This is a genomic window from Desulfitobacterium chlororespirans DSM 11544 (genome assembly GCF_900143285.1).
Classification (GTDB): Bacteria; Bacillota; Desulfitobacteriia; order Desulfitobacteriales; family Desulfitobacteriaceae; genus Desulfitobacterium; species Desulfitobacterium chlororespirans.
Genome location: NZ_FRDN01000010.1, coordinates 178,438 through 201,503, shown reverse-complemented (window position 1 = coordinate 201,503; position 23,066 = coordinate 178,438). Strand labels below are relative to the sequence as shown.

24 protein-coding genes are annotated in these 23,066 nt (G+C 46.5%); 23 read left to right on the top strand and 1 reads right to left on the bottom strand.

Annotated features, from left to right (window positions below):
- Positions 1-326 precede the first annotated feature (326 nt).
- The 4 genes from BUA14_RS16840 to BUA14_RS16825 all read left to right on the top strand — a co-directional run bounded on the left by BUA14_RS16840 (position 327) and on the right by BUA14_RS16825 (position 3,802).
- Positions 327-560, top strand: coding sequence for a zinc-ribbon domain-containing protein (locus BUA14_RS16840; protein ID WP_072773673.1), 234 nt, complete (start codon positions 327-329; stop codon positions 558-560).
- Between the two features lie 72 nt (positions 561-632).
- The gene (locus tag BUA14_RS16835; RefSeq protein ID WP_072773672.1) at positions 633-3,002 is read left to right on the top strand and encodes a molybdopterin-dependent oxidoreductase; all 2,370 of its coding nucleotides are present in this window, start codon (positions 633-635) and stop codon (positions 3,000-3,002) included.
- Positions 2,983-3,411 (top strand): 4Fe-4S dicluster domain-containing protein, encoded by a 429-nt coding sequence (locus tag BUA14_RS16830; RefSeq protein WP_084078683.1) that lies wholly within the window; start codon positions 2,983-2,985, stop codon positions 3,409-3,411. Before BUA14_RS16835 ends, BUA14_RS16830 begins: the two co-directional genes overlap by 20 nt.
- A 160-nt stretch (positions 3,412-3,571) precedes the next feature.
- On the top strand, positions 3,572-3,802 hold the full coding sequence (locus BUA14_RS16825; protein ID WP_072773671.1) for a hypothetical protein: 231 nt from the start codon (positions 3,572-3,574) through the stop codon (positions 3,800-3,802).
- Between the two features lie 147 nt (positions 3,803-3,949).
- Here the strand turns inward: BUA14_RS16825 and BUA14_RS16820 are convergent, their stop codons facing one another.
- A complete protein-coding gene (locus tag BUA14_RS16820) occupies positions 3,950-4,159 on the bottom strand; it encodes a hypothetical protein (RefSeq protein ID WP_242954676.1) in 210 nt (69 codons plus the stop codon).
- A 414-nt stretch (positions 4,160-4,573) separates the two neighbouring features.
- Between BUA14_RS16820 and BUA14_RS16815 the strand changes: the two genes are divergently transcribed.
- From BUA14_RS16815 to BUA14_RS16720, 19 genes are all read left to right on the top strand, one after another.
- Positions 4,574-6,205, top strand: a complete 1,632-nt coding sequence (locus tag BUA14_RS16815; protein WP_072773670.1) for an AMP-binding protein — start codon at positions 4,574-4,576, stop codon at positions 6,203-6,205.
- Positions 6,206-6,225: 20 nt separating this feature from the next.
- Positions 6,226-7,101 carry an MBL fold metallo-hydrolase gene (locus BUA14_RS16810; protein WP_072773669.1) on the top strand — a complete coding sequence of 292 codons (876 nt, stop codon included), beginning with the start codon at positions 6,226-6,228 and terminating at the stop codon, positions 7,099-7,101.
- A gap of 35 nt (positions 7,102-7,136) precedes the next feature.
- Positions 7,137-7,553: a PaaI family thioesterase gene (locus BUA14_RS16805; RefSeq protein ID WP_072773668.1), complete on the top strand. Its 417-nt coding sequence runs from the start codon at positions 7,137-7,139 to the stop codon at positions 7,551-7,553.
- A 608-nt stretch (positions 7,554-8,161) separates the two neighbouring features.
- Positions 8,162-9,745: a [FeFe] hydrogenase, group A gene (locus tag BUA14_RS16800; protein ID WP_072773667.1), complete on the top strand. Its 1,584-nt coding sequence runs from the start codon at positions 8,162-8,164 to the stop codon at positions 9,743-9,745.
- Between the two features lie 12 nt (positions 9,746-9,757).
- Entirely contained in the window at positions 9,758-10,534 is a 777-nt protein-coding gene (locus BUA14_RS16795; protein WP_072773666.1) for a 4Fe-4S dicluster domain-containing protein, read from the top strand.
- Between the two features lie 33 nt (positions 10,535-10,567).
- Positions 10,568-11,821, top strand: a complete 1,254-nt coding sequence (nrfD, locus tag BUA14_RS16790; protein ID WP_072773665.1) for an NrfD/PsrC family molybdoenzyme membrane anchor subunit — start codon at positions 10,568-10,570, stop codon at positions 11,819-11,821.
- 25 nt (positions 11,822-11,846) lie between these two features.
- Positions 11,847-12,779, top strand: a complete 933-nt coding sequence (locus BUA14_RS16785; protein ID WP_178371721.1) for a 4Fe-4S dicluster domain-containing protein — start codon at positions 11,847-11,849, stop codon at positions 12,777-12,779.
- Between the two features lie 99 nt (positions 12,780-12,878).
- Entirely contained in the window at positions 12,879-13,220 is a 342-nt protein-coding gene (locus BUA14_RS16780) for a zinc ribbon domain-containing protein YjdM (protein ID WP_072773664.1), read from the top strand.
- A 192-nt stretch (positions 13,221-13,412) separates the two neighbouring features.
- Positions 13,413-14,717 (top strand): alkaline phosphatase family protein, encoded by a 1,305-nt coding sequence (locus BUA14_RS16775; RefSeq protein WP_072773663.1) that lies wholly within the window; start codon positions 13,413-13,415, stop codon positions 14,715-14,717.
- A 43-nt stretch (positions 14,718-14,760) separates the two neighbouring features.
- Positions 14,761-15,186 (top strand): universal stress protein, encoded by a 426-nt coding sequence (locus BUA14_RS16770; protein ID WP_072773662.1) that lies wholly within the window; start codon positions 14,761-14,763, stop codon positions 15,184-15,186.
- Positions 15,187-15,238: 52 nt separating this feature from the next.
- A complete protein-coding gene (locus tag BUA14_RS16765; RefSeq protein WP_072773661.1) occupies positions 15,239-16,150 on the top strand; it encodes a LysR family transcriptional regulator in 912 nt (303 codons plus the stop codon).
- A 182-nt stretch (positions 16,151-16,332) separates the two neighbouring features.
- Positions 16,333-16,722, top strand: coding sequence for a rhodanese-like domain-containing protein (locus BUA14_RS16760; RefSeq protein WP_072773660.1), 390 nt, complete (start codon positions 16,333-16,335; stop codon positions 16,720-16,722).
- A 36-nt stretch (positions 16,723-16,758) separates the two neighbouring features.
- On the top strand, positions 16,759-16,959 hold the full coding sequence (locus BUA14_RS28015; RefSeq protein WP_072773659.1) for a DUF362 domain-containing protein: 201 nt from the start codon (positions 16,759-16,761) through the stop codon (positions 16,957-16,959).
- Positions 16,949-17,128, top strand: coding sequence for a histidine kinase (locus tag BUA14_RS28010; RefSeq protein WP_242954675.1), 180 nt, complete (start codon positions 16,949-16,951; stop codon positions 17,126-17,128). The genes BUA14_RS28015 and BUA14_RS28010 overlap by 11 nt, the downstream gene beginning before the upstream one ends.
- A 358-nt stretch (positions 17,129-17,486) precedes the next feature.
- Complete coding sequence (locus tag BUA14_RS16740) at positions 17,487-18,287, top strand: methyltetrahydrofolate cobalamin methyltransferase (RefSeq protein WP_072773658.1); 801 nt, start codon at positions 17,487-17,489, stop codon at positions 18,285-18,287.
- Between the two features lie 46 nt (positions 18,288-18,333).
- Complete coding sequence (locus BUA14_RS16735; protein WP_072773657.1) at positions 18,334-18,966, top strand: corrinoid protein; 633 nt, start codon at positions 18,334-18,336, stop codon at positions 18,964-18,966.
- A gap of 37 nt (positions 18,967-19,003) precedes the next feature.
- Positions 19,004-19,981, top strand: coding sequence for a uroporphyrinogen decarboxylase family protein (locus BUA14_RS16730; RefSeq protein WP_072773656.1), 978 nt, complete (start codon positions 19,004-19,006; stop codon positions 19,979-19,981).
- Between the two features lie 78 nt (positions 19,982-20,059).
- Positions 20,060-20,608 (top strand): DUF2284 domain-containing protein, encoded by a 549-nt coding sequence (locus BUA14_RS16725; RefSeq protein ID WP_072773655.1) that lies wholly within the window; start codon positions 20,060-20,062, stop codon positions 20,606-20,608.
- Positions 20,609-20,936: 328 nt separating this feature from the next.
- Positions 20,937-22,928, top strand: coding sequence for a sigma-54-dependent Fis family transcriptional regulator (locus BUA14_RS16720; RefSeq protein WP_072773654.1), 1,992 nt, complete (start codon positions 20,937-20,939; stop codon positions 22,926-22,928).
- Positions 22,929-23,066: the final 138 nt, after the last annotated feature.

Here is a 23,066-nt window from a genome sequence, read left to right as displayed (position 1 = left end):
TTCACAAGATTGGCTGAGCAGTTAATCCCAACTTTTTGATCGCTTAGATATTACAAACTATAAGAACGATAAGAATAACATGCTACTTGTACCTAAATTATATCAGTAAACCAGTGGGTTGTGGGAACTATTTATCGCACAATCCACATTCTTAAGGGCATAAATTCAATATGGGACTGGGTGATTTCACAATCGGCGATTTATGTCCCAGGGCATTTAAATACCCGAGAATTATAGGGTTTTTAGTATATGGCACGATAATTGCAATTATATGTCTGTGTTCAAAAGCCATGCGGAAGTTATGCAGATGAAGGGAGTGATAAATTATGTGTTTCAGACCGCCGGAAGTAGCGGCACCTAAAAAATGCCCGGAATGCGGGGCAAGAAATCCAGGTGTGTTTAAAACCTGTAAGAAGTGTGGTAATCCCCTGCCTGAAGCAAAGATTACCTGTCCGGAATGCGGCAAGCAAATGCCGGATAGCCATAAAATTTGCAGCAATTGTGGCTTCAACGGAAAGCCTGGGTCGGGTGATCCAACGAAGCGTATGGAAGAGCCATAATTCAGGAGGGTATATCCTTTAAAAAGGTGGATCTTAAATTTTGAATTGATGCTTTAAGGAGGGGAATTTCAAATGTCCAATAAGGAATGGCAGTGGCAGGAAGGCGAATACACAGTGACCCGCTCCACCCATTGGTCAGGGCCGGGATGCCATGATGGATGCGGCCTTCTCTATTATACGAAAGACGGCAAATTGATTAAGGTCGAAGGGGATCTCGATAACCCTTATAACATGGGGAGATTGTGTATGCGTTGTCTGAATCAGGTTGAGGCATACCATAGCCCCCAACGCTTAAAATGGCCGCTTAAGCGTGTGGGCGAACGTGGTGAAAACAAATGGGAAAGAATTAGCTGGGATGAAGCCTATGATATTATTGTCGAAAAGGTAAGAACTATTCAAAGGGAATTTGGACCGGAAACCATAGTTGGCATGGAAGGGACAGGCCGAAACATTATCTGGCAGGTACCCTATTTAACCTACGCGGCCTTTGGCAGCCCGAACTATGTGCTGGGGTTCCTGAGCGGTGACTCTTGTTATCTCCCCAGAGCAGCGCAGCAAGCCGTTATGAACAGCGATTTCTTTGTTTGTGATTGTGCCCAATTCTTTGAAGAGCGTTATGATAACCCTGAATTTAAAAATCCGGAAGTCATTATGATCTGGGGGAATAATCCGGTCATTACCAATGGCGATGGATTCTTTGGACACTGGATCGTCGATGAGATGAGAATGGGAGCAAAACTCATCGTTGTTGACCCCCGTCTGACCTGGCTGGCCGCAAGGGCAGAGTATTGGCTGCAGCTCAGACCGGGAACGGATTGTGCTTTGGCCATGGGTATGCTCAATGTCATTATCAACGAAGATCTTTATGATCATGACTTTGTTGAAAACTGGTGCTCAGGATTTGAAGAACTGGAAGAAAGAGTTCAGGAATACTCACCCGAAGAGGTTGAGAAGATTACCTGGGTTCCTAAGGAAATCATCGAAGCTGCAGCCCGCCGCTATGCGACGGCTAAACCGGCAGCGATCCAGTGGGGGCTGGCCATAGACCAGCAGGTAACGGGGATTGCCACAGCCCAGGCTGTCAACAGCTTATGGGCCATAACCGGAAATACGGATGTCCCCGGGGGCAATATTATCGCCAAGAGCGGCTATAACGTGGATGATGGTTATAGTTGCGGTTACAGCTGGCTTACGCCGGAAATGCAGGAGAAACGTTTTGGCAATGAAAATAATCCTCTCAAAAAGTACGGATTGGCTTCAACTGCTCATGGGGATTCGGTGCTTACTGCTATTGAAAATGGTGGCCATCCCTATCCGGTTAAAATGTTGTGGCTGCAAACGACCAATCCCATTGCCAACATGGCCTCGGAAGCACCCCGGATTTATGAAGCCATGAGAAAAGTGGACTTCAATGTGGTTGTGGATCTTTTCATGACGCCTACGGCAGTGGCTTGTGCCGATATTGTTCTCCCGGCAGGGATGAGTGCGGAACGTGACAGCTTCAGGGCATGGTTTGCACCGCTGCGTGCCATAACCAAGATCGTGGATTATGAAGAGTGCAAATCTGACGAGCAGATTGTACTCGAACTTGGCAAACGCCTGCACCCGGAAGCATTCCCCTGGGAAAACGTACAGGATTGGATGAACTGGAAAATGGGTAATGACAAGGAAAAGTACCCTGAGGCTTTAGTAAGAGAATGGACTCCGGAGGGCAAAAAGTACCGCGAAAGAGGTAATACTCAGGGAATGACCTATACGGAGCTTAAGGAAAAAGTTTATGTTTACCCGGAATGGGCGTACAAAAAATACGAAAAAGGTCTGCTGCGCCGGGATAGACAGCCTGGGTTCAATACTGCAGATGGCAAAGTTCAATTGTACATCGATTTGTTTGAAGCATTTGATGTGGATCCCCTGCCCACACATGTTGAACCCCCTGAAAGTCCTTATTCAACACCGGAGCTCTATAAGGAGTATCCGCTGGTGCTCACTTCGGGTGCACGTTCCTGGGAATTCTTCCACTCTGAGCATCGTCAGCAGCCGACCATGAGAATGTTCCATCCCCAGCCTTTAGTAGAGATTCATCCTGAAACAGCTGGAAAACTTGGCATCAATGACGGTGATTGGGTATGGATCGAAAGCAAGCGGGGCAGATGCAAACAAATTGCCAAATATGTGGATACCATTGATCCCCGGGTGGTCAGCGCAGAGCATGGCTGGTGGTTCCCGGAAAAAGAAGGGGCAGAGCCCAGCTTATTTGGAGTATTTGATTCCAATATCAATAATGTGACATCTCAATGCCAGAATGGCCCCACCGGTTACGGAGCGCCCAATAAAAACCTGCTGTGCCGGGTTTACAAAGTTACTGAGGAAAATAGTCAGGTAATGCCTGGTGAGCAAGTCACCAGAAGAGGAGGTTGGGATTATGTCAGAGCTACTCTCTAATCAGACCCAGGGAAAAGCATCCGCCAATCCCATGGCGAGAATAGGGCTTGAGAGCCGTCTGAAAGTGGAAGATACATCAGGATACGGTTTGCTGATTGATTACGAGTACTGTACCGGCTGCCATGCCTGTGAAGTTGCCTGTATGAAGGAGCTAGCTCTCCCCCTGAATCAATATGGAATCAAGCTGCTCCAGGATGGCCCCCGCCAAACCCCCGATGGGAAGTGGGACCTGAACTATATTCCTTTTCCGACAGCTCTATGCAACCTGTGCGAAGATCGTACAGCCCAGGGCAAAATGCCCAGTTGCGCACAGCACTGCCAGTCCTTGGTGATCAGTTATGGTCCGGTCGGGGAGCTCGCCGAGAAAATGGCCAGAAAGCCCAAAATGGTATTGTTTACACCCCAATAATTCACTCACCCTTATTTGGTGGCAAGGGGAAATCCTTTGCCACCGGACTGAGTTAACAGTAATAAAAATTCTCCTTTTTTGGTTAGATGTTTCTGTAAATTTTTGTTGATGAATATTTTTAATAAAATATTTTTAATGAATTAAAAAGGAGGAGCTAAAATTGAAAATCACCGAAGAAGATATTTTAAATGCTAAAAAGGCCTATGATCATAAGGAAGAAATTGAAGATGAGACCTTAGCTGTGCTTTATGCCAAAGCATTAACACGCAATAGCAAACGATTCCCGGATATCCCGCAAAAGGTTAAGTACGTAGCCTTAAAACTCAAGTCAGGCAAGTTCGTTGTGGAGTGGAGAGGATCAGAGACTTGCACAGCGGACGGAAGACCATAAGAGTTGGCATTATAGGCGATAAAGGAACTGACTCTAAGTGGAGTTAAAAATAATTCCAAATCTGAAGCTGAAAAGAAAAGAAGCTGGTATCCTATATAAAACAGCCATAGGATCAGCTTCTTTCTTCTGTGTTAATCGTTCTGTCACCTAAATAATTCTCTCACCTAAACAATTCTGCTCATCCTCTGGGACATTGAGTTTCTTCGCAATGATCATCGTGTAACCTATCAGCCAGTGGGCAAGGGCTGTCACATATCTTCCCGGTATATAGGCATTTGGATTGGAACGATAGGTCAGCTTCCCGGGAAACTTCGTGCAAACCTGTTCCACATCGTTTGCATTGCTGATTTTCAACACGATTGGCTCGTCCGCATAGAGGACATTTAATGGGCGGGGTCTGGGCAGGCCTCCCATCATGACGGTTTGAGCAATGGGGACTACAGCCGAAGCAATGATGACACATACACCTCGTCCTTTCGAGTGGGTTCAGGAGTTGACTTTCTCTTAAGTCAGCTCACCTGGATGATATGCAATAATGATGCCAGGAGAAAATTCAGTGAATTTCCTGACGGTTGGCAGAGCAGCGCTTTGATTACGAAGTAACGCCGGGTTTAATGAGAAATTTTGGACGGTTTAATTTGGGACAGATAATTCCTATAAATGGGGTTTCCCGTCCCAGCCCTCCCCAAGACCCCATGATAGTGGGTTGTTTCACATTGGCATTGAAAATGCAAGATAAAAAGAAAAGGATTTTTAAGGAGGTCTGGAGGAATGGAAAGAAAACCTTGGCACCCATTCTATGATCCGGGTGTCGATCATTCACCTGTTTATACCGATATACCCTTGAAGGATCAGTTTATTGCTTTGGTCAAAAATCAGCCCAATAAGCCCTATATATATTATTTAAACAAGATAATTGCTTACTATGAAGCCAATACATCAGCCTGTAGATTGGCCAATGGGATGTTGGCTTTGGGAATCAAAAAAGGAGATCGGGTCGTAATCAATCTTCCCAATATGCCTGAATTTTTAATTGCAGCACATGCCTGTTTTAAAATCGGTGCAATTGTCGTACCGACAAATCCCCGCTATACAAAGCGGGAGCTTCAATGTCAGTATCTTAATTGTAAGGCGGAAACGATTATTTGCTTAGATCTGAACTTAGACCTTAATTGCGAGATATTGCTGGAAAATCAAGATGCGCTGAAGAGAATAATCGTGGTTTCAACCCAAAAGCCACCCCTTAAGGTTCAGGAAAAGGAATTTCTCATCCTGTATAACGACTTGGTTGAAAAGGGACGGGAAGTTGAACCTGAGGAAGAGGTCTCGCTTGATGATATTGCGCTGATTATTTATACAGGTGGCACCACGGGAGTCAGCAAGGGATGTTGTATCACAAACTTTAATCTCATCGCCATGGCGGCGGGATGGAAACAAATGTGCCAATACTTTGTGGACCTGGAGAATTATAAGGTTTTATCCTCCACTCCCATGTATCATATTCATGGATTCCAAACGACATTTAACTTCAATATTCTCATTGGCGGAAGCATTATTATCATACCGGAAATTACCCCGGATCATATTTTAGAGGCAGTCAACCAATACGAACCCAATGTGTGGTTGGGGGTTCCCGCTTTGATCGGGGCTTTATGCCTACATCCCAGGTTAGCCCAATCAAAAATGAATAAACTGCAGCATATAGGGTGTGGAGCTTCGCCCATCCCCATATCCCTCATGAATAAATTTGAAAGCATGGTTGGCGTACCGATTATCGAGGGCTATGGAGCTTCTGAGACATCCATGGCCGTTGCCAGTAATCCGATAAGGAAAAGAAAAGCAGGAAGTGTAGGGATACCTTATCCCAATACCGACTGTAAAGTGGTGGATATAGCTACGGGTACTAAAGAATTGCCCTTAGGTCAAGTGGGGGAATTATGCTTTAAGGGGCCCCAGATCGTTAAAGAATACTGGAAGAATCCCAAGGAAACAGCATTGAATTTCCAGGAGGGGTGGTGGCATTCCGGTGATATTGGCTATATGGACGAAGAGGGGTTTATCTTTATTCTTGATCGGAAAAAGGACATGATCATTTGCAGCGGTTTTAATGTTTTTAGCTCTGAAGTTGAAAATGTATTAAACAGTCACCCCCAAATATTAGAGGCGGCGGTAATTGGAGTCCCCGACTTAAAACGAGGAGAAACTGTGAAGGCTTATGTAGTGATTAAATACGGAGAGCAGGTGACTGACCTGGAGATCAAGGATTTTTGCCGCAAATATCTCGCCGCCTATAAGGTGCCTACCGAGGTGGAATTCATCAATGCCCTTCCCCGTACTTCTGTTCATAAAATCAACCGGAAGGCATTGCGCATGCTAAAGGGGAACTGTCATGAAGTCATTTGATTCTGGGAAGGAGGAGTTCAATGAATAATGATCTTGGAGCGAACCTTGAATTCATGGAGGCGCCGCATCAAGCACGTCCTCCGTATTCAAACAGCTTGCTTATTGATGACGATATCAAAGTCCTGATTGATTGTGCCTGTGGCGATGCAAACATTGAACTTCTTCAAGAAAAGGGCATTGATGTCATCATTAATTCGCATTTCCATATTGATCATATTATGAATAATTACAAATTTCCCTCGGCTGAAATCTGGGCTCATGAAGATGATGCTCCGGCAATCCAGTCATTAAATTGTTACAGGGACTATTTGGGGTTTCATGAATTAGGTGAGGGTAAGGTCTGGGAGGAATATGCAAGAACCTATGATATCCATCCTACGCCAATAAAAAGGAAATTATATGATGGAGAAAGCTTGGATTTCGGTAAGAATCGCCTGAAGGTTATCCATACGCCGGGTCATACTCCGGGACATTGCTGTTTCCTTATTAATGATGCCCAACTCTTTAGTGCAGAGATCGATGCACGTCTTTTTGGTCCTTGGTACGGTCATTTATGCAGCAATATAGACGACTTTATCGGGTCTGTTGAATTGTGCCAAGAAATAAAGCCCGCAGTCTTAATAACCTCACACAATGGAATAATCAGGGATAATATTGAGCTGAGACTCCAAAAATTCCTGGATGTTATTTGTGAAAGAGAGGACAAACTGCTGAAAGCATTGAAAAAGCCTTCAACTATCGAAGAATTAACTCATTTGCATATTTTTTATGGACCGGTGAGAACTTTTAACGAATTCCGCAGAGTAACCGAGAAAGCGGCAATTACACTTCATCTGCAACGATTATTAAAGGCGGAAAGAGTAACTCGTTCCGGTCAATGGTATTACGTAAAATAGGAAAAGGTAAGTTCATTTTAGGAAGGATGAGCAAAATGTCAGAAAAAGAGTATGCTGAAAATTGCTTTGTCTGTGGTGAAAAGAATCCGATTGGCCTTCATCTTAAAACTATAAATGTGAATGAAAAATCCCATATGGAACTGGATGTCCATGAGAATCTTTCAGGTTTCGACGGGTTAATGCACGGAGGGTTCATCTGTATGTTATTGGACGAAGTAATGTTTCATGCGGTTGAGTCGTCTGGAGAAACTACGCTGACACTTAGCATAAATACGAACTTTATTAATCCTGCGCTAGTCGGGCACCACCTGGTTGTCGAGGCATGGATTGCCAATCGCCAGGGAAGAAAGATCTATGTAGAGGGGAAAGTTACAGATGGAGATAAAGTAGTGGCCGATGCCAAGGGACTCTACCTTACGGTGGATATGGATTCATTTTTAGAAACGATTTAAATGGTTCAATTACCTTAGAAAAGTAACCAACGAATACCGCCTCCCCGACCGAAGAGGCCTAAGAAAGATAATCTATCTAGCTATTGAACAGGCAACGAGAAGTGGACCATGCCTATCAAAGAATGGAATGGAAAGATTGTTTAGCTCAATCGTGATGGGATAGAATCCTTTGAGAATCCGAACCGAAGCCTAAATTAAATAAAGTATAATTTACAATAATCCCTAACAACATCCACTGTAAAGGTGGATGTTTTTTATTTTAAAAATAATAAACTGAGTTGCGAGATGTTTTGAAAATATTAGACTATTTTATGATTTTTAGAAGGAAAAAAGAGAAAAATGTTGAATTTCAATTAGGATGAATCACTGAAACTACATAATTTGCCAGTTCGAACTACCCTATTGGAAAGGAGCATCAAGATTAGTTCTGAAAATTATAAAGAAATACCCTTGCAAGTGCAAGTGGGTTTTTATACTAATGAAAGAAAATTCTTAAATTTATTAAATACTATGAACTGCAATTATTGATGATGCAATTAAAGCACCCGTTTCAGTCTGGATTTCAACAGCAATCATGCAAAAGACATACTAAAAAGGTGGTAGTAGACATGGAAAGTAAGGCAGGAAAGGGAAGCAATTTGTCCAGACGCTCCTTCCTTAAATTCGCCGGGGGGGCGGGTATAGCCGGTGCCTCCCTGAGCTTAACAGGTTGCGGCCAACCCCTTACCCCAGCCAGTGCGGTGGGCGGAGAGGGCTGGATGCCGACCCAATACAATGAACCGGGGGGCTGGCCCACCAATGTACGCGGCCGTGTCCCCATTGATCCGGAAAACCCTGCCCTGAAGAGAGATGACCAGAAGTGCATTCTCTGCGGGCAATGCATCGAAGTATGTAAAACCATCCAATCCGTGTATGGGAACTACGAATTGCCCCTTAAAAACGAAATTCCCTGCATCAATTGCGGACAGTGTATCCACTGGTGTCCCTCCGGAGCAATCTCCGAGCGCGAAGATATTGATCAAGTAGCCAAGGCTCTCGCCGATCCCAATATCACTGTGGTGGTACAGACCGCGCCGGCCACCCGTATCGGCTTGGGGGAAGAATTTGGGATGCCTGTGGGCACCAATGTCCAGGGCAAACAAGTCGCTGCTTTGCGAAAATTAGGTTTTGACGCGATTTTTGATACGAACTTCGCGGCGGATCTGACCATTATGGAAGAAGGCACAGAACTGGTTAAGCGTATTACAGGAGAATTGCACCATCCTCTTCCCCAGTTTACCTCCTGCTGCCCGGGTTGGGTTAAATTTGTCGAGTATTATTACCCTGAACTCCTTCCCAATTTATCGTCAGCCAAATCTCCCCAGCAGATGGCCGGGGCTTTGGTTAAGACTTATTTTGCGGAAAAGAACCATGTCGAGCCCCAGAAGATCTTTTCGGTGGCTATCATGCCTTGTACAGCCAAGAAATTTGAGTGTCAGCGTCCGGAAATGATTTCCGCTCAAACCTATTGGCACGATGAGCAGATTTCCCCTGATGTGGATGTGGTCCTCACCACCAGAGAGCTGGCCCGCATGATCAAGAGAGCGGGGATCGATCTGCCCTCTCTTCCCGATGAAGAGTATGATCAGCTGATGGGTGTGGCAACCGGGGCCGGGGCGATCTTCGGAACCACCGGCGGCGTTATGGAAGCGGCCGTCCGCTCCGCCTATTATCTGGTCACAGGAGAACAGCCCCCTGCCGCACTTTGGCAATTAACCCCGGTACGGGGCATGGCAGGGGTCAAAGAGGCTGCAGTTTCTATTCCCGGTGCCGGTGAGATCAAGATCGCAGTCATTTCCGGTCTGGATAATGCCAGAGAGATCATGGAACAAGTGAAAGCAGGGAACTCTCCCTGGACCTTCATCGAAGTCATGGCCTGCCCCGGCGGCTGCCAATACGGCGGCGGACAGCCCCGGTCATCGGCTCCTCCTTCAGACAGGGTGCGCAACACCCGTGCCGCATCCTTATATAAAATCGACGCCCAGGCCAAATTGCGCAACAGTCATGATAATCCGCAAATTAAGCAAGTCTATGCCGGGTTCTTAACCTCGCCCTTGAGTGAGAAAGCCGAAGAACTTTTGCATACCCATTATATTTCCAGGGCTGAAGAGTTTGACGCTAAGAAACCCCAAAGCCATGAGTATGAAGTTTAGGAGGTGGCAGCTATGGCAAAGGGAGTCCTTGTCGATATACCCAAATGTATTGGTTGTGAAGGGTGTTCAGTAGCCTGCAAATTATGGAATGAACTTGAATGGGATCAACAGGAAAAAAGCAAAACAGCCTTAGATCGGGCAGTGGAGCCTAACCATGGCCTCTGGCCTGAAGAATGGACATCCATCAACCGTTATAACCTGCAGAAGGACGGCACCGACCTGCGCAGATATGTCAAAACCCAGTGTTTCCACTGTGAAGAGCCCGCCTGTGCTTCAGCATGTTTCTCCAAGGCTATCCAGAAGCTTCCCGAAGGACCGGTCATCTATGATCAGAGCCTGTGTGTCGGCTGCCGCTACTGCATGATGGCCTGCCCTTTTGATATGCTGAGATATGAATGGAAAAAGGCCGTTCCCGGCATCAGGAAATGCCAGATGTGCCCGACGAGAGTGGCCAATAATATGGAACCGGCCTGTTCCTCAGTCTGCCCCACAGGAGCCTTGACCTTCGGGGAGAGGGATGAATTGCTGGCAGAAGCCAAAAAACGCATTCAGGAAAAGGGTTATATAGACAAAATCTTTGGGGAGAAGGAAGCAGGGGGAACCTCCTGGCTTTATATTTCCGATACCCCGCTGGAAGAAATGAGATTCAGAACAGATGTCACCACCGAGCCCCTGCCCTCTTATACCGAAGGATATATGAAAGCCACACCGATTATCGGGGTCAGCTGGGCGGCTGTTTTAGCCGGGTTATTTTTCATTAATAACAAAAACAAAGATCCGCTGGATTGATAAAGTCCAAGAGAATGGAGGGAAGCATAGGCTATGGAAGTGATTACTACATTTAAAAATAAGGCCGGGGAGAAAATGAACACTACCCGGTGGACATTTAGAATGACCCCCATGAGATGGGTGTTTATGGCCATCGCCGCCGCGGCGATAGCAGTCATCATTGTGAGGTTCATCGCGGGACTGGGGGCCACCACCAACCTCAACGACCAGTGGCCATGGGGCTTATGGATTTCTTTTGATGTCCTGTTAGGGGTAGCCCTGGCCGGAGGCGGTTACGGAACCGCTCTCATCGTCTATGTGCTGCGCCGGGATAAATTTTACCCCATTGCCAGAAGCGCCATGGTGACCTCATTGCTAGGTTACATTGTTGTCGTCCTGGGGTTATTGATTGAAGTAGGGCAATGGTTCTTCTTCTGGAGACCTTATGTTTCCTGGGGCCATGCCAGTGTCTTGTTTGAAGTCTTTTGGTGCATCTCCTGCTATACCCTGATTCAGGTCCTGGAGTTCGGTGAAGTAGCAACTGAGAAAGTATTCAAGGGTGCTCACAAATACCTGAAAAAAGCCATGCCCGTGCTGCTGATCATTGGTATCACCCTGCCCACGCTGCACCAGTCATCATTAGGTCAGCTGTTTTATATTATGGTGGGCAAAGTGAATATCCTTTGGTGGTCGCCCCTTTTGCCGCTGTTCTTCCTGTTATCCTCATTTTTCGTGGGAGCAGGTATGATCATTATTGAAAGCAGTCTGGCTGGGAAGGCCCTTAAGCATCAGGTGGATACCTCCGTCCTGCAGGGGTTGGTCAGAATATCCGGCGGGGCCATGATCTTATATGTGATCTTAAAGATTGCCGATATGTCCGTAAGAGGCACCTTTGCCCATGTTTTGGCCTTTGATCTGCCCAGCCTCATGTTCCTGGGTGAACTGGTGTTAGGCTGCATCCTGCCCATCATCATCGCCTTCAGTTCCCTGTCCGGCACCCGCAAAGGGTTGATTGGATTTGGCATCCTCACTGTGGCCGGGGTGGTCATGAATAGGTTTGATGTCCTGTTCACGGGAATGGGCAGCTATCTGAACCAATACGGCGGCCATTATTTCCCCGCCTGGACAGAGATTATCGTCAGCCTCGGCTTGGTTTCCATAGCTTGTTTGGTCTACCTGTTCATAGCCGAAAACTTCAATATTCTCGGGCATCATGGGTCCGAAGCCGTAGCAGGAAAAGGAGCGAAAGCCGGCACCATAAACACAACGGCTCTGCCGGATTACCACGAACGCCAGGCCGGCAAATAATCTTCCCCAAAGAGGTGTCCTGGTTATGTATACTTGTCAGATGGTCCATCATCACCATAACTGCCTCAACACCAAAAAACCCTATGTTAAGCTGTGCCGGTTATGCATCGACTCCTGCCCCCATCAAGCCATTTCCCTATACCGTGAACTCAATGCCCAAGGCTGCACAGAATGCGGGATCTGCATGGCCGTTTGTCCCAGTGATGGTTTTGTTTACTACAGCATCGCTAAGCTCGGTGAGTTTATACGAAATGCAGGGAAGATCATGCTGAACTGTCCCCAGGCCATGAGCGCAGGCTATGGAATTCCTTGTCTGGGGCTTCTCGACCGGGATTTGTGGCTGACCTTGCTGATGATTGCCCGGGAAAAGGAAGTCACCATCCTCACCGGAGTGTGTGCAGCATGCCCGGATAAAAAGGCTTGCGGAATGAGTGTGCGGATTTTCAAGGAGATCCACAATTCATGGCCGGATCATCCAACCCTCAGAATTAAAGTCGCTCCCGATGACGGGGAAAGTGAAACGGGCGGGGAAACCACATCGGTTCAAAACCGGAGCGGGGGGAAGGGCTGGCGGGACATCGGCCGCGAAAAACTTGAAGCAATGCTGCCGGGGATCACTTCCGATGAAACCTATCCTATTCCGAAGACGCGGCAATTCCTGGAGGAAGCCTGGCGATCCAGAAAGTCCGCCATTAAGGCGCTCCCCCTACCGGCTTTAAAGGTAAGGGAAGGGTGCAGAGAATGCGGCGAATGCGCGGAGGTTTGCCCCCAGGGAGCTTTAACAAACAAGAAAAACGGAGAACAATTAACCCTGATCTATGAGCCGCTGAAATGTGTCAACTGCCAAAGGTGTGTTAATATCTGCCGTTCCCAAGCCTTAAGCATGGAATATAAGTCCCTGTCTTATCGTTTGTTTACAGGCAAAATTCTTGTACATCAAGGAAAACAGCGGTTATGACGATCAAGACCTCCTGCTGCAGGATAGACCTGAGCAGGAGGTCCTTTGCATTTAGGGCCATTTTCGTTTAGACTGGACCCAAAGAGGAGGAATAGCTTAATGGTTGATTTTCCAAAATGCCCACAATGTAATTCAATTTATACTTACGCTGACGGAAGTGGTTTTGTCTGCCCGGAATGCGGTCATGAGTGGACCTTAGCATCAAGCACCGAGCCTAATGAAGATCACAAGACGGTTAAAGATGCTTATGGCAATGTCTTAAACGATGGCGATACGGTCACAATCATTAAAGACCTTAAAGTAAAAGGAAGTTCATCATCCATAAAGATCGGTACAAAAGTAAGGAACATTCGCCTGATTGATGGAGATCATGATATTGATTGTAAAATCGATGGTTTTGGAGCTATGCAATTAAAATCTGAATTCGTTAAGAAGGTATAATGCCGTAACATTCGCTTCAATCTTCATAAAATCAACTTGGGTGGACGTAGTTGCCGCTGAATAGAAAAGGCACCTTGAATGTCACTCCAGGGTGGTCTTTATCATACATGATGGGACTAAAATAAGGCATACGTGTTATTTACCTTGCTCAAGGATACCATAGAAACACTCTGCTGAAAAAAGGGTGATACAATGGAGTTTCAGTTAAAACCGGGTCCAAGGCTGGCCGAGCATGTCATCGTCATCTCTTATGACGCCTTTTCCGAAGGGAATTGGCAGCTGGCCCAATCCCTGCCTAACCTTGAAAAGCTGCTTCAAAATGGTGCCTACAGCACAAAGCTGAAAAGTGTCTACCCAACCCTGACCTACACCGTGCATACCACCATGGTGACCGGTGTTTATCCTGATAAACACGGTATCTTTCACAATAACCCCTTTCAGCCCTTTATTCCGGAAAAGGAGCAGGAATGGTTCTGGTTTCGGGATGCCATTAAAGTTCCGACGATTTACGATGCCGTGAAGCAGCATAACCTGACGGCAGCCGGACTTCTATGGCCTGTTTCGGGGAAGTCCTCTCTCAGGTATAATATGCCTGAAGTGCACGCTGTTCGCGGGGAAAATCAGGCTGTTAAGGTATTAAAGAATGGCAGCCCCTTGTTCTGTCTAGGTTTGGAGTTGCGCTACGGGCGCTGTCGCCAAGGGGTGGAGCAGCCCTATCTGGATGACTTTACAACCCGGTGTGCTGTGGATACCATCAGGAGAAAAAAACCCAATCTGCTGCTGGTGCACCTCATAGAGCTGGATGATGCCAAGCATAGATACGGAACGGACAGTAAAGAAGTAAGGGAGGCCATTATCCGTATGGATGAAAGGCTCGGCGACATCCGCAGAGCAGTGGAGGAAGCCGGTATTCAGGATAATACAGTGATGATGGTGATCGGGGATCATGGTCAATTGGATGTCCGCTATAAAGTCCGCCTCAATCGTCTTTTGCTGGAACAGGGGCTGATCGTTGCAGAAGGAGGCAAAATGCAGTGGCGGGCTTATCTGCAGAGCGCAGGGGGAGGGGCTTACCTTCATATTAAAGAGGGGGATCAGAAAGCTGAAGCCCTGGCCCTGGCCGTATTAGAAAAGGCCTTAAAAACAGAACAGTATGGTATTGAGAAAATTCTCCGCAGAAGTGAGCTGGACGATCTGCATGTGGAGCCATCCATAACCACTATGGTGGAGGCCAAAAGGGGATACTGCTTTGATGACAGGCTTGAGGCGCCGGTTCTTCTGGATTTGGAGGCCATGAACAAAAAGTATGCCACTCATGGTTACTTGCCGGATCGGGAAAACTATCGCTGCAATTTTATCGCATCAGGTCCCGGAATAAAAAAGAATCACTCCTTGGGTCCTCTCGAAATGGTCGATATAGCTCCGACTCTGGGAGCAGTTCTGGGAGTGGAGTTTACCCATGGCGATGGCAGGATTTTAAAGGAAATCTTCAGTTGAATATGGTATATTTATAGCGAATAAACAAAAAAGGAGTGATAAGATGCTGCAAAAGATACTGCTTGCTTTTGATGGCTCCCCAAACTCACTTAAGGCGGCAGATTATGCCCTGATCATGGCCCAAACTAATCATGCTGAAGTAGAAATTATTCATGTGCGGGAATCTGTAACTTCTTATTCAACCCGAGTAATCTACGATGCCTTCGAAATGGAAAAAGAGTTAACCTCCGAGGCCGAAGAGATTATGGCCCAAGCCATCGAAAAATTTAAAGACACGGGGGTGATCTTTACTACCAGTATCCGGACAGGGGACCCGGCCGAAGTCATTTGTGAAGAAGCTGAAAAGATCGGCGCCACAGAAATAGTCATCGGCAGCCGCGGCATGAATGCCGTGTCCCGCTTCTTTCTTGGCAGTGTCAGCCTTAAAGTGCTGTCCCACGCTCATTGCACAACGATAGTCGTCCGCTAATTCATAAGGCGCCGATAGAAAGATCCTATTCAGGTTTGGAGTGGTGATTGACATGCGCATTGAACAGCTGGAATATGTTAAGGAAGTCGCCAACTGCAAGTCTTTGGTGGAAGCGGCGAGAAGACTTCATGTGACCCAGCCCTGCCTGACCAATGCCATCAATAGTTTGGAAGATGAATTGGGTGTTGATATCTTCATTCGTTCCAAAGCGGGGGCTAAATTGACACTGGCCGGCCAGGAAATACTTAAAATCTCCGGGTCGATTCTCGACCAGGTTGATGAGTTATACAGATTATCGGCTAAACATCAATCCCGCCAGGAAGTCCATTTGGCGATTGCGCCGGCGGTATGCAACAGCGCGATTTTGGAGATCATCGAGGATTACCAAAAGACCATGCCTGATGCGCCGATTTATGTTCATGAAACTCGTCCGGAAAGAATTTTTACAGCTTTAACACGCTCAAACCGGTCGATCGGAGTGTTCAATAATTCATGGTTAAGTGCCATCGATCAGGCGGAGTTCAATATTGAATTGCTCTATGAAGATAAATTTCGCGTGTTTGCCAGCTGCAAGAGCCCGTTTCATGGAAAAGAGTCATTGACGATGCAAGAGGTTTTGGAACACTATCCTGTAGCTACGCCAATTTGCGACCAAGATATTATGGCAGGGTATCTCAATCACCCGAAATTGTCCATGCTCAGCACCGGTTTGTATAATTTCAGCGACCGGGAAAGCCTGAAAAATATGGTGGTCAGCGATAAAGCCATTGCCTGTCTTCCTTCAAGCTTTGCCTACCGGGATTTATATATAGAGAATGCCTTGTGGGCTCCCTTAAAAGTCAGCGATTTTGATGCCTCGGTTAATTTCTACATGGCTTATCCACGGCGCAAATTAACCCATGCTGAAAGCACTTTTGTCGGGTGTATACGCGCATTCTATCAAAGATGGGAGCCGGTCGTTTGACAAAAATGAATAGTGCCCTTAGAAAATGGCTTGTGCGGAGCGTTGGGTTTGCACGAGCTTTTATTTTTATCACGAGGATCTCTTCTTTATAAAGAGTCCTTGTCGCTTAGACGGAATTATTGACATTTAAAAAGCAAAGCTTTATACTTAATATACCCTACGGGGGTATTGGAGGGAGATGAATGGAACAATATTTTGGCTTAATTGCCCTGGGTGTCTTGATGGGTGCCTGGATGCTCGTACGGAGCCACCGCAATAAAAAATTTAAAATAAGTCCTGATGAAGCAAAAAGGCGCTTGGACACCAGCAAAGGAATCGTTCTTCTGGATGTGAGAACCGAGGAAGAATACAGGGAACGGCACATCCCCAAAAGCCTGTTGATGCCGTTGAATAGCTTGAAGGCCCAGGCGCCGAAAAGGCTGCCCGATAAAAATAAAGAGATTCTGGTGTATTGCCGGAGCGGCAATCGGAGCGCCGCCGCCGTCAGAATCTTATCTAAACTAGGTTATGTCAAGGTGAAAAATATCGGTGGTATTATCCATTGGCCCTTTGAAACGGTATCCGGGAAATAGCAGGGCTGCCCGGCCAAAAGGAAAAGGAGGGGTATGATGGCAGCATTTATATTGGAGAAGCTTTGTCATGGTTGCCAGCGCTGTCTAAGAGCTTGCCCTAATGAAGCGATTAAAATGGTTGCCCACCTCCCTGTTGTCCATCCAGAGCAATGTGATGAATGTGAAGAATGTATGGAGGTTTGCATGCATGGAGCCATTACCTTTCGCATAGAGGAGGAAAGCAATCATGCCCGATAGCGCCATGATCCAGGAACTCGCCCATAGATTAGCTTATCTTCAGGGTGAGCTTGACGATCTCCTCAGGCGCTGGCCTGCTCATTCCGTGAAGCCGGAATTAATCATACTTCGGGAGGAGCTGGAAGAAGAGATAGCAGAGATCAAAGCGCAGATAGCCAGAATAATTTAGGGGCGGCTCCGTAAGAATCAATGATTTTTATGGAGCTTTTTGTATGTTTGGCCCGTAAACCTGCAGACAGTATTCTGCGAGTCATATTAAATAAAAAGGGGAATAATAGGATATAATGTCGAATGATTAGCAAGAAAAGAAAATAAATATTATAAAATTCAAAAAAGTATAAAAGGATTATTGGGTTGAACAGCGAATATAAATAAATGTTAGGTTGTATAGACAACTGAACTATAAAAGGAGACCTCACCCTTTTGGTCCTGCATACAGCTGAACAAATGGCCTGAGTAACGAGACAAGAACTTATCCAATACCAGGGAATTTGTCAATACAAAAAGTAAAACGGAGGTTGATTCTAATGATACTCATTGGTGAAAAAATTAATGGGGCGATTCCATCTGTAGCTAAAGCCATTGCCGCTAAAGATGCAGACTTTATTCGCAATCTGGCGAAAGTACAATCTGAAGCAGGTGTCGATTTCCTTGACGTCTGCGCTTCCGTAGATAATGACATCGAACTGGAAACCCTGAAATGGCTTATTGATTTGGTACAGGAGGTTTCCGATATTCCTATTTCTATAGACAGCCCCAACGCCAACGTGATCGCTGAAGCCATTAAATTCTGCAACAAACCGGGTCTGATTAATTCCGTATCCATGGAGGGGAATAAGGTTGAAGTGATCTTCCCCATCATCGCCGATACGAAATGGGAATGTGTCGCTCTTTTGTGTGATGACACAGGAATCCCTCAAGATACGGAAAAGCGTCTGGAAGTTTTCGGCGCTCTTATGGCTAAAGCCAAGCAATACAATATTGCCCCGTCACGTTTACACATTGACCCCTTGGTGCAAATGCTTTGCACCTCCGAGGATGGTATCCTGGCCATTATGGAAGTCATTAAGGAGATCAAAGCTCAATATCCTAAGATTCATATCACCGGCGGAGCCAGCAATATCTCCTTTAACCTGCCGATTCGCAGACTGGTCAATCAGGCCTTTATCGTCTTGGCGATGGGTGCAGGGATGGACAGTGCTATCGTCGATCCCACCAAGCAGGACCTGATGGGCATGATTTTTGCTACAGAAGCACTGCTTGGTCAGGACGAATACTGCATGGAATACATCGGAGCCTACCGGGAAGGTAAATTCGGACAGAAATAAATCATGTCCGAATGATCATATTTAATTAAAATAAGGGGGAATTATAATGTCTAAAATCGCAGAAGTTAAAGCTATGGTAGAAGCAGGGAAAGCGAAACTCGTTCCAGGTCTCGTTCAGGAAGCCCTGGATGCAGGCAATGCAGCAGGTGATATTCTGGCCGGGATGATTGATTCCATGAGTGTAGTAGGGGATAAGTTTTCCGCCGGAGAGCTTTTCGTACCGGAAATGCTCATGGCCGCCAAAGCCATGTCCAAGGGTGTGGATGTTCTGAAGCCCCACCTTACCGGGGATGCCGCCATCTCTTTAGGTACCTGTGTGATCGGCACCGTGGCAGGAGACTTGCACGACATTGGCAAAAACCTCGTAGCCATGATGCTGGAGAGCGTTGGCTTTAATGTCGTGGATCTGGGAGTCGATGTATCCGCAGAAAAATTTGTTGATGCTGTCAGAGAAAACGAGAATGTCAAAATCGTGGCTTGCTCAGGCCTGCTGACCACCACCATGCCTGCTATGAAAGAAACAGTTCAGTCCCTTAAAAACAGCGGTTTGACCGGATTTAAGGTCATCGTCGGCGGAGCTCCGGTATCCCAGGCCATGGCTGATGAGATCGGTGCCGATGGCTTTGCTCCCGATGCAGGCGGAGCTGCAGTTAAAGCCAAAGAATTGGCTCATGCCTAAGGATTAAATGTTGAATAGAATAGGGAGGCGGGATACTATGTTGACAATTAAACAAAACTTGTTGGAAACCATTCGCGGTGGCAATCCTGATCGGTTCGTTAATCAATATGAGTTTATGGACATCATTCTGGAAAATCCTGTGGATTTTATGGCTCCTCCCGGAGGATCCATCAAAACAGGCTGGGGTATCACCTTTAGATGGCCGGAAGGTCAAATCGGTCAATTTCCTGTCCATGATGAAGAGCATAAAGTCCTTAAAGATATCACCAAGTGGAGAAAACAAGTAAAAGCTCCTGAAATTCCTGATACAGATGAAGCCTGGGCAGCTGCTGTAGAGCATGCCAACAGCATCGATCGCAATGAAAAATATGTCACAGCTTTTGTCGCTCCAGGTGTGTTTGAAATGTGCCACCATCTCATGAGCATGGAAGATGCTTTAATGGCACTGTATGAGGAACCCGAGCTGATGCATGAGCTTATCGACTACCTCACTGAATATGAATTGAAACTGGCTGAAATCATTTGCCGCCGCCTCAAACCGGACGCGCTTTTCCACCATGACGACTGGGGCAGCCAAAAGAGCTCCTTCATTTCACCGGCTATGTTCGAGGAATTCTATCTCCCTGCTTACAAAAAGATCTACAGCTTCTATAAGCAAAACGGGGTTGAACTGATTGTTCATCATAGCGATTGTTATGCGGCCAATCTGGTACCCTTCATGATCGAAATGGGAATTGATATTTGGCAAGGGGTCATGACCACCAATAACACACCTGAGCTGATTAAGCAGTATGGCGGTAAGATCAGCTTCATGGGTGATATTGACAGCGGAGTGGTGGACTTCCCAACCTGGACCCGGGAAATTGCCGCCAGAGAAGCTGAGCGGGCTTGTACCAACTGCGGGAAGCATTACTTCATTCCTTGCTTAACTCAAGGTCTGGGCTTCAGCTCTTTCCCCGGTGTTTATGATTGCGTCAGTGAAGAAATCGATAAACTGAGCAAGAAAATGTTCTAAAAAACAGACACGGATTGAAAGCCTTCGAAGCTTGTCTTCGGGGGTTTTCTTTAACCCTGTACTGGGAAGGGGCGAATTATGAGTCAGGCAATCACGAAAATGTTAGGTTATTTAGAAACCCTTGGTGTTAACCATAGCGCTCATATTGATACCCGGGATATTTCCTTTAATCCTGATTTTCGCAAGCAATGCGAGCAAAATGTGTGCGGCAACTACCAAAAGAACTGGATGTGTCCCCCTAATGTGGGGGACTTTGCAGAGCTAAAAGAAAAAGCCCTCCAGTATAAACAGGGCATACTGTTCCAGACCGTGCATCAGTTGGAGGACTCCTTTGATTTTGAAGGGATGCAGGAAGGAATGGCAGAGCAAAGCAGAATACTGAGAACATTTTTAGGATGGATCGAGGAAAATAGTCTGATCACGGACTTTCTATCCTTAGGTATTGGCCCATGTCCGGTCTGCAGCCGCTGCTCTATTCTTGACGGTCAGGAATGTCGGCTCCCTGAGCAGGCGGTGGCTTCGGTAGAGGCTTATGGAATCGATGTCACATCCTTGGTGAAGCATTACGGCATACCTTATAACAATGGTGTCAATACAGTATCCTATGTAAGCCTTGTCTTGTTTTAACTTCTTTGCAACAGCACTATTTTGAAATCTCAAGGAGTATATAAACTGTAAATAGACTGAATAAGAACTTGGAGCCGTTATGACGGCTCTTTTTAACACTATCGGAAAATATAAACTTGCGTTATACTTTCTAAGCATAAGGACAGTCGGCGACTTCGTCTCCCCCGGAGATATAGGTCAAAGGCATCAGATTGTCAATAGCCCGAAGTTTTCCGGAGGGTAAGATTCCTAACGCTATTTTAAAGAAGAAGGGTTTAGTGTAGAATCTACAGTAAGAGACTTGTTAAATGGTGAACAAATATTTAGCTTGGCAAAGAAGGTGTAGGCAATGTCGGAGAAAACCCAGGAAGATGTGCTTTTAGCGTGGCAAACCTTTATATCTCGCGGAATCATTCTGGAAGATAAAGTCCGGCCGATTATTGCGAGGTCTTGGCAGCGTTGTTTAAGCTACGGGTTGGATCCATGGTCTTCGGACTTTCCTAAATGCTCAGATACACTTTTAACAGAAAAACGGCGGGAATACGAACCCTTGCGTTTTCGGGTCAAGCCTGTCATGGAACTTTTATTTGCGCTGCTTCATTGCAATATATCCATTTGCGATGGGGAAGGTTTTGTTTTCGATTTAATTACGCCTTTGAAATCTTACCCCCGAACTCTGGGTACCTATATTAAAGAATCCACCTGTGGTAACGGCGCTATGACCATTGCCCTGCATGAGAAGGTTCCGGTACGGATCGACGGGTATGAAAAATACAGGGTGATTTCCCATCCTTACTCAAGCGTATGCTCCCCCATTGTGATGAATGGGGAAGTCCTTGGCGCCATCAACGCCACAAGCCCTTTTGGGGCGCTTCCCCAAGAAGCCTTTGGGCTGATCACCGCTGCGGGGAAACTGATTGAGAGTTTATTGTTTGAAATAAACAGCCCAAGCCTCTCCGAAAACTTCCAGCCCTGGCAGGAGTTAATAGACTGCTCTTCCTGGGCCGTTATCTTTCTTGATGAGGAGAATAGGATAGCGGCGGCCAACACGGTTGCCCGCCAGGAATTAGGATATGGGCATGAAGTGCAATGGCTGAACCAGTCCATAGAAGAGGTGCTCATTGATAAAAGCGATTCAGCTTATTTGACAAGGGACGATGATGGACAACCAAAACCGCCCCAGATCAGATTTAAGGTTCATGACAGCCGCGGCGGGGCAATCCGTCCCATGGAGCTGATCCGTAAAAATGGTATTGAGCTTGTGCAGGGGCAGTACCGGCGGGTGCTGCTGCTGGATCCGGGATTACCGGCTCAGGGCGGGTCGGTTAATCCGGGTCAATCCGTCTCCAACTATTTGGTTAATAATCACTCTCAAGAGGTTGAGTTTCTTGGCAAGGGTGAGGAATGGAAAAAGATTAAGGAATTGGTGAGCAGGACCAGTCCTTTTCCCTCCAGTGTGTTACTGCTTGGCGAGACGGGAACAGGCAAGGAAGTTCTCGCCCGGACGATTCACAGATTAAGCCAAAGGCAGGGCAATTTTGTCGCTGTTAATTGCGGCGCCATTCCCAGAGAACTGCTGCAAAGCGAGTTGTTTGGCTATGTAGGGGGGGCGTTTACCGGAGCCAGGTCCGGCGGGTCCGTAGGAAAATTCGAACATGCCCATAAAGGAACGCTTTTTTTAGATGAGATCGGCGAAATGCCTATGGATATGCAGGTCAGCCTTTTGAGATTTTTGCAGGAACGCACAGTGACCAAAATTAACTCCAATCATCCCAAGCCTGTGGATGTCAGGATTATCGCCGCCACCAATAAGAATATGTACGACTTGGTGGGTCAGGGACTTTTTCGCGAAGATCTATATTACCGGCTGAATGTGATTGAGATTAATATTCCTCCCCTCCGGGAGAGAAGTGAAGATATCTCCATGCTGGCCCAGTTTTTTGTTGCCGAATTATGCAAGCAGTTTAATATCCACCCCAAAAAGATCGACGAAGCTACCATGGAGACCCTTTGCCGGCATCTTTGGCCCGGCAATGTCAGGGAGCTCAAAAATGTGATGGAAAAAGCTGTAGTGATGACAGCGGGTGATACGATCACACCGGATGTTCTTCCTAAGCAAATTTTCCAGACCGTTAACCCCCTTTCGCCCCAGCCTGCCGACAAGCCCGGGGCTGAGTCAGAGGAGATGAGCGAAAGGGACTATATCCTGCACATGTTGGAACAGCATGGCGGCAATGTTGCTCAAACAGCAAAATCATTGCATATTGCCCGCAATACCTTATATAGAAGATTGCTGAAGCATAATATCCAACTTAAGGTGCAGCCTGTGCAAAGAAAGTGAAAGAGAAAAGTGTTACATGTGTCTGCGCACATGTAACACCTAAAGTGCTCCTCTTGGGATAAATGGAGCAAATAAAAGACAAAAAAACCGGTTGAAAAACCGGTTTTTTTGTCTTTTGAGGGTTGGCATGGTTTTTGC

Excerpts from the sequence above, each read along its gene's own strand:
- BUA14_RS16840 (WP_072773673.1), top strand. The coding sequence starts at position 327 with ATGTGTTTCAGACCGCCGGAAGTAGCGGCACCTAAAAAATGCCCGGAA.
- BUA14_RS16835 (WP_072773672.1), top strand. The coding sequence starts at position 633 with ATGTCCAATAAGGAATGGCAGTGGCAGGAAGGCGAATACACAGTGACC.
- BUA14_RS16830 (WP_084078683.1), top strand. The coding sequence starts at position 2,983 with ATGTCAGAGCTACTCTCTAATCAGACCCAGGGAAAAGCATCCGCCAAT.
- BUA14_RS16815 (WP_072773670.1), top strand. The coding sequence starts at position 4,574 with ATGGAAAGAAAACCTTGGCACCCATTCTATGATCCGGGTGTCGATCAT.
- BUA14_RS16810 (WP_072773669.1), top strand. The coding sequence starts at position 6,226 with ATGAATAATGATCTTGGAGCGAACCTTGAATTCATGGAGGCGCCGCAT.
- BUA14_RS16805 (WP_072773668.1), top strand. The coding sequence starts at position 7,137 with ATGTCAGAAAAAGAGTATGCTGAAAATTGCTTTGTCTGTGGTGAAAAG.
- BUA14_RS16800 (WP_072773667.1), top strand. The coding sequence starts at position 8,162 with ATGGAAAGTAAGGCAGGAAAGGGAAGCAATTTGTCCAGACGCTCCTTC.
- BUA14_RS16795 (WP_072773666.1), top strand. The coding sequence starts at position 9,758 with ATGGCAAAGGGAGTCCTTGTCGATATACCCAAATGTATTGGTTGTGAA.
- nrfD (WP_072773665.1), top strand. The coding sequence starts at position 10,568 with ATGGAAGTGATTACTACATTTAAAAATAAGGCCGGGGAGAAAATGAAC.
- BUA14_RS16785 (WP_178371721.1), top strand. The coding sequence starts at position 11,847 with ATGTATACTTGTCAGATGGTCCATCATCACCATAACTGCCTCAACACC.
- BUA14_RS16780 (WP_072773664.1), top strand. The coding sequence starts at position 12,879 with ATGGTTGATTTTCCAAAATGCCCACAATGTAATTCAATTTATACTTAC.
- BUA14_RS16775 (WP_072773663.1), top strand. The coding sequence starts at position 13,413 with ATGGAGTTTCAGTTAAAACCGGGTCCAAGGCTGGCCGAGCATGTCATC.
- BUA14_RS16770 (WP_072773662.1), top strand. The coding sequence starts at position 14,761 with ATGCTGCAAAAGATACTGCTTGCTTTTGATGGCTCCCCAAACTCACTT.
- BUA14_RS16765 (WP_072773661.1), top strand. The coding sequence starts at position 15,239 with ATGCGCATTGAACAGCTGGAATATGTTAAGGAAGTCGCCAACTGCAAG.
- BUA14_RS16760 (WP_072773660.1), top strand. The coding sequence starts at position 16,333 with ATGGAACAATATTTTGGCTTAATTGCCCTGGGTGTCTTGATGGGTGCC.
- BUA14_RS28015 (WP_072773659.1), top strand. The coding sequence starts at position 16,759 with ATGGCAGCATTTATATTGGAGAAGCTTTGTCATGGTTGCCAGCGCTGT.
- BUA14_RS28010 (WP_242954675.1), top strand. The coding sequence starts at position 16,949 with ATGCCCGATAGCGCCATGATCCAGGAACTCGCCCATAGATTAGCTTAT.
- BUA14_RS16740 (WP_072773658.1), top strand. The coding sequence starts at position 17,487 with ATGATACTCATTGGTGAAAAAATTAATGGGGCGATTCCATCTGTAGCT.
- BUA14_RS16735 (WP_072773657.1), top strand. The coding sequence starts at position 18,334 with ATGTCTAAAATCGCAGAAGTTAAAGCTATGGTAGAAGCAGGGAAAGCG.
- BUA14_RS16730 (WP_072773656.1), top strand. The coding sequence starts at position 19,004 with ATGTTGACAATTAAACAAAACTTGTTGGAAACCATTCGCGGTGGCAAT.
- BUA14_RS16725 (WP_072773655.1), top strand. The coding sequence starts at position 20,060 with ATGAGTCAGGCAATCACGAAAATGTTAGGTTATTTAGAAACCCTTGGT.
- BUA14_RS16720 (WP_072773654.1), top strand. The coding sequence starts at position 20,937 with ATGTCGGAGAAAACCCAGGAAGATGTGCTTTTAGCGTGGCAAACCTTT.